We start from the raw sequence: 8,840 nt of genomic DNA on the forward strand, positions 1-8,840 counted from the left end.
CTTTAATTAAGAGATTAAGGGAAGTTTCATTTCAAAATTTAAGTTTTTGCATATTGATCCAAAGCCCATTCAATATGTTCCCGCACTAAAAAGCTAATAGGCTGTTCTAGTTTGGCTAGTAAAGCTTGTTGAGTGCGAAGCTGCCTAGGAGCGTTACCTAGAGCTACTGCCAGATTGCGTAGCCAGCGCTCATAGCCTATCCGACGGATGGGGCTGCCGGCCATTTTTTCTAAAAACTCTGCCTCATCCCAAACAAATAATTCAATTAAATAGGCATTATCTAATTGGTGACGGATTTTAAAATCAGTCTCCTGACTGATAGTGGCAAAACGATTCCACGGGCAAATTAATTGGCAATCATCACAGCCATAAATACGATTACCCATTAGGGAGCGAAACTCTAGCGGAATTGGACCTGCATATTCAATTGTCAAATAGGAAAGACAGCGATTAGCATCTAATACGTAAGGCTGAATAATCGCTTGGGTAGGGCAAATACTCATGCATGCACTACAAGACCCACAGTGCTCAGCCACCTCACCCGTTTCTATTAAAGGTAAATCAGTATAAATCTCACCAAGAAAAAAGTAAGAACCACTGCTACGATTAAGCAAATTTGTATGTTTACCTAACCAACCTAACCCTGCTTTTATTGCAATAGGTTTTTCTAATACAGGTGCGCTATCCACAAACACTCGATAATGCAAACTACCTACTTCAGTTTCTAAGCGTTGAGCCAGTTTTTCTAAGCGTTGGCGCAAGACTTTATGATAGTCGCGTCCTAAGGCATAACGCGAAATATAGGCCAGTTCAGGATGATTCAAGACCAACTCCGCAGGTGCACTGGCTTCTGGCCAATAATTCATCCGCACACTAATAATAGATAAAGTCCCTTCGACTAGTTCTTCAGGGCGACTGCGTTTCGTACCATGCCGTTGCATCCAATCCATGTCACCGTGATACCCTTGCTCTAGCCAAGTCCAAAGTTTTTGTTCGGCACTCGACAAATCAATCGAACTAATCCCTAGTGCATCAAAACCGAGTTCTGCTCCCCATACAGATAATTTAGCGCTAATATCAGCGCTTAAGGCAGCTTTTTTAGGATCATCTACAGGCATGTTGCTTAGCAGTTTTTCTGACAAACTCCCAGTTTACACCATTGAGCAAGTACGTGAGTTAGATCGTATTGCCATTCAAGAACAGGGTATTCCGGGTTATGAACTCATGCAGCGTGCTGCGAATGCTTTATTTGCAGCCATTATGGAGCATTACCCGCAAGCCCACTCAGTTTGCATTGTTTGTGGAGCTGGTAATAATGCAGGGGATGGCTATGTGCTAGCTCGTTTGGCACGAGAAGCTGGTTGGATGGTATTGGTATTAGCCGTGAGTACTCCGAATCAGCTACAGAGCGACGCTCACACAGCCTATCAAGATTATTTAGTGGCTGGTGGTCAAGTTGAGGCCTTCACTGGTGAATTGCCATGTGCCGATTTATTGGTCGATGCTCTATTCGGCACTGGTCTAACGCGTCCCTTACAAGCGGAGTTTGCGATAGCAGTTGAAGCCATGAATGCTTATCCCAAGCCGGTTATTGCAGTCGATATACCTTCTGGCTTAAACGGTAATACTGGGCAGCCTCTTGGTGTAGCGGTGAAGGCTGCTCTGACGGTCACTTTCATTGGTCTAAAGCAAGGTTTATTAACCGGTCAAGCACGTGATTATGTAGGCGATTTAGTACTGGCTGATTTAGCTTTGCCATCTACGGTTCTGCAACAAGTCCCTGCGCACACGTCTACGCTTTCCACTCGTTTATTAACTCAACGGCTACCTAAGCGGGCACGGTGTGCGCACAAAGGTAAGTTTGGGCATGTCTTACTCATTGGTGGACAAGCAGGCATGGCGGGGGCAATTCGCTTAGCAGGTGAGGCGGCTTTACGCACGGGCAGTGGTTTAGTGACCTTAGGTACTGACCCCACCCATGCCGCATGGTTGAACCTCACTCGCCCTGAGTTAATGGTTGCTGCTTTACAACCAAGTGACCTCGATGAACTCTTAATGGGAAAAACAGTGGTAGGCTTAGGACCAGGCTTAGGGAAAACCGCTTTAGCTCAAGTTATTTGGGCGAATACACTAAAAACCGATGTACCCTTAGTCTTAGATGCCGATGCTTTAAATCTGTTAGCACAAGCGCCACAGTTGCGTTCCAACTGGATTCTAACTCCACACCCTGCTGAGGCAGCACGCTTATTAGGTTGTAGTACCCAAGAAATTGAACAAGATCGTTTCACTGCTATTCACGCATTGCAGCAAAAATACGGTGGCGTGATTGTGCTCAAAGGAGCGGGGAGTTTGATTGCTAATGAACAGCAAGTCGCGATCTGTTTAGCAGGTAATCCGGGGATGTCAACGGCAGGTATGGGTGATGTATTGACAGGGATTATTACCAGCTTGGTCGGCCAAGGTTTAAATTTATGGGAAGCTGCTTGTGTTGGCGTGTTACTACATGCCTTGGCTGGGGATGAAGCGGCTAAGCAAGGTGAGCGTGGTATGCTAGCCAGCGATCTAATCAATAGCTTACGTAGTTGGGTTAACCCATGAATCACTCAGAAATTTATCTCGCAGATGAAGCTGCTACCCTTGCTTTAGGTGCTAACATTGCGCAGCAATTCCCCTCAAGTGGCATTATTAAATTGCAAGGTGACTTAGGAGCTGGAAAAACCACTTTAGTTCGTGGCTTATTAAGGGAACTTGGCTATCAAGGGACAGTCAAAAGCCCTACTTATACCTTGGTCGAGCCGTATGATCTAATCAATCGAACTATCTATCACTTTGATTTATATAGGCTAGCTGATCCAGAAGAGTTAGAATATATGGGTATTCGGGATTATTTAGATCAAGATGCACTTTGTATCCTTGAATGGCCAGACAAGGGTGGGGCTTATATTCCAAAGGCTGATTTACAAATTACTCTTCAACAGCATTTAGCGGGAAGAACTGCTTATTTAGAATACACTTAATTCAATAATTTCAATTACTTAAAAAGTATTCATAAAAAAATACTTGAAAAAATTTCGTTGCAAGTTAGTATGTGAGCATACCGTAATCTTTGCTCTGCGACGAATTGTCTATTCCTCAGTGATCATTCGAAGGCTGGCTGGGTCTAAAAATCATGCAAAACCAATATCTGACACGTCGAAATTTTCTTTTAAAGCTTGCCGTTGCCTCGGGCATACTGAGTAGTGGCTTGGTGACCGGTCAATTATGGGCAGCCCCACGTGGTAGATTAGTGGGAGCAAAATTATCGGGTAATGCCAACGCATTAAATGTCTCCTTGCTCTTGAGTGCTCCGGTCAAATATAAAATCTTTACCCTAAGCGACCCGGAGCGGGTTGTTATTGACCTCTATCAAACTGATTTAGATGGAAATCTCAAGCAAGGTCGCCACGATCGTCCACCTTTACAAGCCATTCGCTATGCAGTGCGCGATGATGGCAAGTTACGGGTTGTATTAGACATGGCTAATTCTGTGACATTCGATGCGCAGATGAGCAAGTCTGGTGGCGATAATATTTTAACTCTAAGTATGACGAATAAGGCGGGCAGTACTAACTCACGTCGCCGTCGTCAAGCAGAGAAAGCGAGTAGCCAAGAAGCAGTGCCTGAAGATGAAGATCCCGCTCCCTCCAGCCGCGCCAGTTTCGTGGTAGCGATCGATCCGGGACATGGTGGGCATGACCCCGGTGCGATTGGTCGTGGCGGTACTCAAGAAAAGGATGTGGTTTTAGCTATTGCAAAGAAACTTAAAGCTCGCATCAATGGTGCACCCGGCATGCGTGCCGTTTTGACGCGTAGTGATGATCGCTACGTAGATTTGCGTGAGCGCACGGAAATTGCTCGGCGCAACAATGCTGATTTGTTTATCTCAATCCATGCTGACGCGAATAATCGGGCGAATTTACATGGTTCCTCCGTGTATATTCTCTCAGAACATGGAGCTTCAAGTGAAGCCGCGCGCTTATTAGCTGATAGTGAAAACTCCTATGAATTACGTTTAGGTAATGTACGTTTAGCTGGGAATAGCGACAAAATTGCGTCGATTCTGTTAGACCTAAGCCAAAACGCTACCATGGATCGGAGCTTGTCTTTAGCAAAGCGTACCCTGCGAGAATTATCCTCTGTGAGCAATCCGCTGCGTCCACAAGTAGAGAGTGCGAGTTTTGTGGTCTTGAAAGCGCCTGATATTCCTTCCATGTTGGTGGAAACAGCATTTATTAGTAATCCGGCTGAAGAGCAGCGTCTGCGCAATGTAGATTATCAGCATCAATTAGCGGATGCGATTTTTAAAGGGGTACGTAGTTATCAGCGTGTTTATCATCCGACTAGTCGCCGTAGTAGCTATTCTGCTGATGCCGACACCGCAGATTATGCACAAGTGGATGACTCCTTAGGTTAATTCACAGCTTAAGGTGTTTGGCTACAAAATCTTCTCGATAAGGCAGATGTGCATAAACACTCTGCATATAATCCGCTACCGAGCGCTGTTCATATAAGGTATGTTGGCGCACGGCTTGCTGAAACGCTGGGCTGGCAAGCCAATGACTGGAGCGCGTTAAAGTGGGAATAAAGCCGCGCGGTACTTTATGCTCGCCTTGTGCGCCCGGCTCAAATACCTGCAGCTTGTGCTGAATGCAATATTCAATTCCTTGATAGTAACAGGCCTCAAAATGCAGACTATCGAAATATTCCGTGCAGCCCCAATGCCTGCCATACAGCCGCGTAGCACTACGAAACATTAATGAACCAGCAATACATTCTCCATTTTTATCGGCCATCACTAGAATGACTTGATCAGGTAAGTTAGCAGCCACTTCTTTGAAAAAGCCTTCATTTAAAGTTGGAATGCCCCATTTACTTTCAAAGGTATGCTGATAAAAGAAAGCGAAGCGCTCCCAATCAGTGGCTGTTGCTGTATACCCATCCAAAATCCGTAGCTCGACCCCAGCCTCCTGCACTTTACGGCGCTCTTGCTTAACATTTTTGCGCTTTTTCGAGCTGAAGGTATCAAGAAAAGCATCAAAACTCTGATAGCCGAAATTCCGCCAATGAAATTGGCAATCATGGCGGGTAAAGAGCTGCTGTTGGCTAAGCCAATCTTGTTCTTCCGCTAAAGGAAAGAGCCAATGCAACCCGCTCGCTTCCAAAGTTTCAGCAAGCTGCAAAGCGCTGGCTAACAAGATGGGATAAATTTCAGCCTCTTGCCCTGATTTTGCTAATAAACGTTGCCCACTCGCCGGTGTATAAGGAATCGCCGACACTAATTTAGGGTAATAGCGGAGTTGGTGACGCTTATAAGCTTCTGCCCAAGCATGATCAAACACAAACTCCCCATAGGAGTTGTATTTTTCATACAAAGGCATTGCACCGATTAATTTATCGCCTTCATAGACCGCAATATGCCGTGGTAGCCAACCGAATTGGCTACTCACACAGCTATGATGTTCCAAAGCAGCTAAAAACTCATGGCGTACAAAGGGATTATTATCCTGCACTAAAGCGTTCCATGCGCTGCGTGAAACTTGATCTAAATTAGAAATGATTTGAATATGCATAGTGATATTGTGCCAATTGCTAGCACTACCGCCAATGTCTGCGGAAAAAGTAATACAATTAACCTTGAGCCGCTCTTAAAACGAGGAGAATAAATCAATGCCCATTGCGCCTGCTCTCTTAGCCCGTTTTCCTACTGATTTACGCACTAAGGCTGAATTAGCCTTAAATGCTAGCCCTTATCTCCAAGAGCAATTAACTCGTTTTCCCGAATGGCTAGATGGACTACTGAGCAGCTATCCGTATCAACAAGGTGAATTGATCGACAAGATTGCTGCAGAGATAGCAGCCATCAAGGATGAACCAAGCTTATTAAAAGCAGTGCGGCAAATTCGCCATCGTGAAACCGTGCGCATTGCTTGGCGGGATTTAACTGCAGCGGCTGATTTGGTGGAAACCTTACAGACCACTTCTGATCTGGCTGATGCTTTAGTCGGTAGTGTCTTGGATTGGTGGCAGCAAGCGCTAGTGACTAAACACGGCCAGCCCTTAAACCGTGCTGGTGTACCGCAAAGTATGCTGGTTCTAGGCATGGGTAAACTGGGCGGACGTGAACTGAATTTCTCCTCCGATATTGATTTGATTTTTGCCTTCCCTGAAGCAGGTGAAACCGATGGCCGACGTAGTTTAGACAATCAGACCTTTTTCACCCGTGTTGGGCAAAAACTGATTAATACTTTGGGTCAAGTGACGGGGGATGGCTTTGCCTATCGGGTCGATATGCGTTTACGCCCCTTTGGTGAGGTGGGCGCTTTAGCTTTATCCTTCGATGCGATGGAGCATTATTACCAAACCCACGGGCGCGAGTGGGAGCGCTACGCGATGGTGAAAGCGCGGGCGATGGCAGGCAAGGTGCAAGACGGTCAAGAGCTGATGGAGCGCTTACGACCCTTTGTGTATCGCCGCTATTTAGATTACGGCTCAATTGAGCAATTGCGCGAAATGAAGCTCATGATCAATCGGGAAGCCTTGCGCAAAGGCAAGCAACAAGATGTCAAACTCGGTCAAGGTGGGATTCGCGAAATTGAATTTACGGCTCAAGTATTCCAATTGATGCGGGGTGGACGTGAGCGTACCTTACAAGAGCGCAATCTGTTAAAAACTTTAGCTATTTTAGAGCAGCAGACTTTATTAAGCATAGAAGATGCCCGTATTTTACGCGAGGCTTATTATTTCTTACGTCGCGCTGAAAATCGTGTACAAATGTGGAAAGATGAACAAGCACATGCTTTGCCGATTGAGCCTGAACAGCAGCAATTTATGGCAGCTTCTTTAGGATTTGCCGATTGGCCAAGCTTCATGCAAGTTTTAGATGTACATCGTGAACAAGTGAGCCTAATCTTTAAGCGTATTTTTGCAGTGGACGGGGAGGAAGATAAGCCGGACGAAGACCCAAATCAGGCATTGATGCAACTCTGGCAAGGAAATATGGATGAAGATCATGCCTGTAAGCTGCTACTTACTTGGGGCTTAAAGCCTGAGGCTGAGTGCTGGCAACAGATTCAGACTTTGCGCGCGAGTCGCTTATATCAATCATTGACTGAACTAGCCCGCACGCGTTTAGATCGCTTAATGCCTGAGCTTTTAGCCGTCTGCGCGACCCAGACTAATCCTGCTCAAGCGCTTACCCGTAGTTTACACGTGATTCATGCGATAGCGCGGCGTTCCGGCTATATTGTCATGCTCGTTGATCATCCGGGGGCTTTAGAGCAATTCGTGAAACTGGTGCATGCCAGTGTCTGGATTACCGCCCAACTCACTCAGCATCCAATTTTGCTTGATGCCCTGCTAGATACCCGTCAACTCTATCGCCCGCTCAATCGGCAGGAATTAGGTATCGCGCTTAAACAAGTTTTAGGTAATGTTGAGCCTGAAGATACTGGTTTAGTGCTGGAGCGCTTACGTCAGTTTAAGCAGGCTCAAGTCTTGCGGGTGGCGGCGGCGGACATTACTGGCAAATTACCTTTGATGATTGTCTCCGATCAGCTTACTTGGATTGCGGAAGCTATATTGGAAGAAACGACCCAGCATGTTTGGCAAACCATGACGGCTAAGTCAGGAATTCCGCAATATGTCCTGAATGGGGTAAAACAGGATGCGAGTATGGCTATTGTAGCTTACGGTAAATTAGGCGGCATTGAGCTGGGCTATGGCTCAGATTTAGATCTTGTGTTTTTGCATGATAGTTGTGGCGAACAGCAGTTTACGAACGGCGAGAAACCGCTCGAAAGCCCGGTCTTTTTTGCCCGATTAGCGCAGAAAATCATCAATGCACTGTCTACCTTTACCCATGATGGACGCTTATATGAAACCGATACCCGTTTACGTCCCAGTGGTGCTTCGGGTTTATTAGTGACTAGCGCTGAAGCTTTCCGCCAGTATCAATTAGAAAAAGCTTGGATTTGGGAGCATCAAGCCCTGTTGCGGGCGCGAATGATCACGGGTAGCTCTAAGTTGCGTCAGCAATTTGCATCGATTCGCCATGAAATTCTCTGCCAGCCCCGCGATACTGAGCAGTTGCGGCAAGAAGTAGTGAATATGCGCCAGAAAATGTGGGATGCTTTAGGCAGTAAAGATCAGAAAGTCTTTAATGTGAAAAAAGATCTAGGTGGCATTACTGATATTGAGTTTATTGTGCAATATCTGATTCTCGCACATGCGCATCAGCACCATGCCTTGGTCGAATGGAGCGATAATATTCGCCAATTAGATTCACTACGTAAGGCTAATATCCTAAGCGCACATGAAGTGAGCCGCTTGCAGGATATTTATCGTAGCCTGCGGAATCATACACATAAGCATGCATTACAAGAAGAGTCCGCCACTGTTAGTGCTGAATATTTCATTGAAGAACGTGACTATATCAAAGCAATCTGGCTGAAATACTTAGGGGGCTGAGATTATTTATGAGTAGTTGTGGGAGTGAGATATGAGCTTAAGTGCTAGTATGAGTGTTTTAAAGGGATTTATTAGTAAGTACATCGCTATTAGGAATAAATTGGTCTATCTTAAAGTGTTATGTAAGTTTTGCTTGGTTACTATAAATCTAGTTTTTTTGAGTATTCAGTCGCCAATAGTTTTAGCGTCTGCACCTACTGGTTTTTTAAAAGTAAGTGGCCAAAATATCCTAAATGAGAAAAATCAACAGATTTTCTTAAGAGGGGTAAATTTGCATACTTTAGACCTCTAGCGAAAGTCAAGAGTGAGTCACCATTCGATTAATCAGCCCTGCA

Annotated in this window: 6 protein-coding genes; 4 read left to right on the forward strand and 2 right to left on the reverse strand. The window is 45.5% G+C overall.

The genetic code is table 11. From position 1 onward, the window contains the following. Window positions 1-38: 38 nt before the first annotated feature. Window positions 39-1,118 carry a tRNA epoxyqueuosine(34) reductase QueG gene (gene queG / locus Q0307_RS16460; RefSeq protein ID WP_298662069.1) on the reverse strand — a complete coding sequence of 360 codons (1,080 nt, stop codon included), beginning with the start codon at window positions 1,116-1,118 and terminating at the stop codon, window positions 39-41. Here queG and Q0307_RS16465 point away from each other — a divergent pair. The 3 genes from Q0307_RS16465 to Q0307_RS16475 all read left to right on the forward strand — a co-directional run bounded on the left by Q0307_RS16465 (window position 1,117) and on the right by Q0307_RS16475 (window position 4,453). Continuing rightward, complete coding sequence (locus Q0307_RS16465) at window positions 1,117-2,598, forward strand: NAD(P)H-hydrate dehydratase (protein ID WP_298662070.1); 1,482 nt, start codon at window positions 1,117-1,119, stop codon at window positions 2,596-2,598. The two genes, queG and Q0307_RS16465, sit on opposite strands and share 2 nt — an antisense overlap. Further along, the gene (gene tsaE, locus Q0307_RS16470; protein WP_298662073.1) at window positions 2,595-3,017 is read left to right on the forward strand and encodes a tRNA (adenosine(37)-N6)-threonylcarbamoyltransferase complex ATPase subunit type 1 TsaE; all 423 of its coding nucleotides are present in this window, start codon (window positions 2,595-2,597) and stop codon (window positions 3,015-3,017) included. The genes Q0307_RS16465 and tsaE overlap by 4 nt, the downstream gene beginning before the upstream one ends. Before the next feature lie 152 nt (window positions 3,018-3,169). Further along, window positions 3,170-4,453 carry an N-acetylmuramoyl-L-alanine amidase gene (locus Q0307_RS16475; protein ID WP_298662075.1) on the forward strand — a complete coding sequence of 428 codons (1,284 nt, stop codon included), beginning with the start codon at window positions 3,170-3,172 and terminating at the stop codon, window positions 4,451-4,453. Window position 4,454: 1 nt separating this feature from the next. Here Q0307_RS16475 and Q0307_RS16480 read toward each other — a convergent pair whose 3' ends face one another. Then, window positions 4,455-5,609: a GNAT family N-acetyltransferase gene (locus Q0307_RS16480; RefSeq protein ID WP_298662076.1), complete on the reverse strand. Its 1,155-nt coding sequence runs from the start codon at window positions 5,607-5,609 to the stop codon at window positions 4,455-4,457. Between the two features lie 97 nt (window positions 5,610-5,706). Here Q0307_RS16480 and glnE point away from each other — a divergent pair, with 97 nt between their 5' ends. Further along, window positions 5,707-8,505 (forward strand): bifunctional [glutamate--ammonia ligase]-adenylyl-L-tyrosine phosphorylase/[glutamate--ammonia-ligase] adenylyltransferase, encoded by a 2,799-nt coding sequence (glnE, locus tag Q0307_RS16485; RefSeq protein ID WP_298662078.1) that lies wholly within the window; start codon window positions 5,707-5,709, stop codon window positions 8,503-8,505. Window positions 8,506-8,840: the final 335 nt, after the last annotated feature.

The sequence above is a fragment of the uncultured Thiothrix sp. genome (assembly GCF_937873765.1).
GTDB lineage: Bacteria > Pseudomonadota > Gammaproteobacteria > Thiotrichales > Thiotrichaceae > Thiolinea.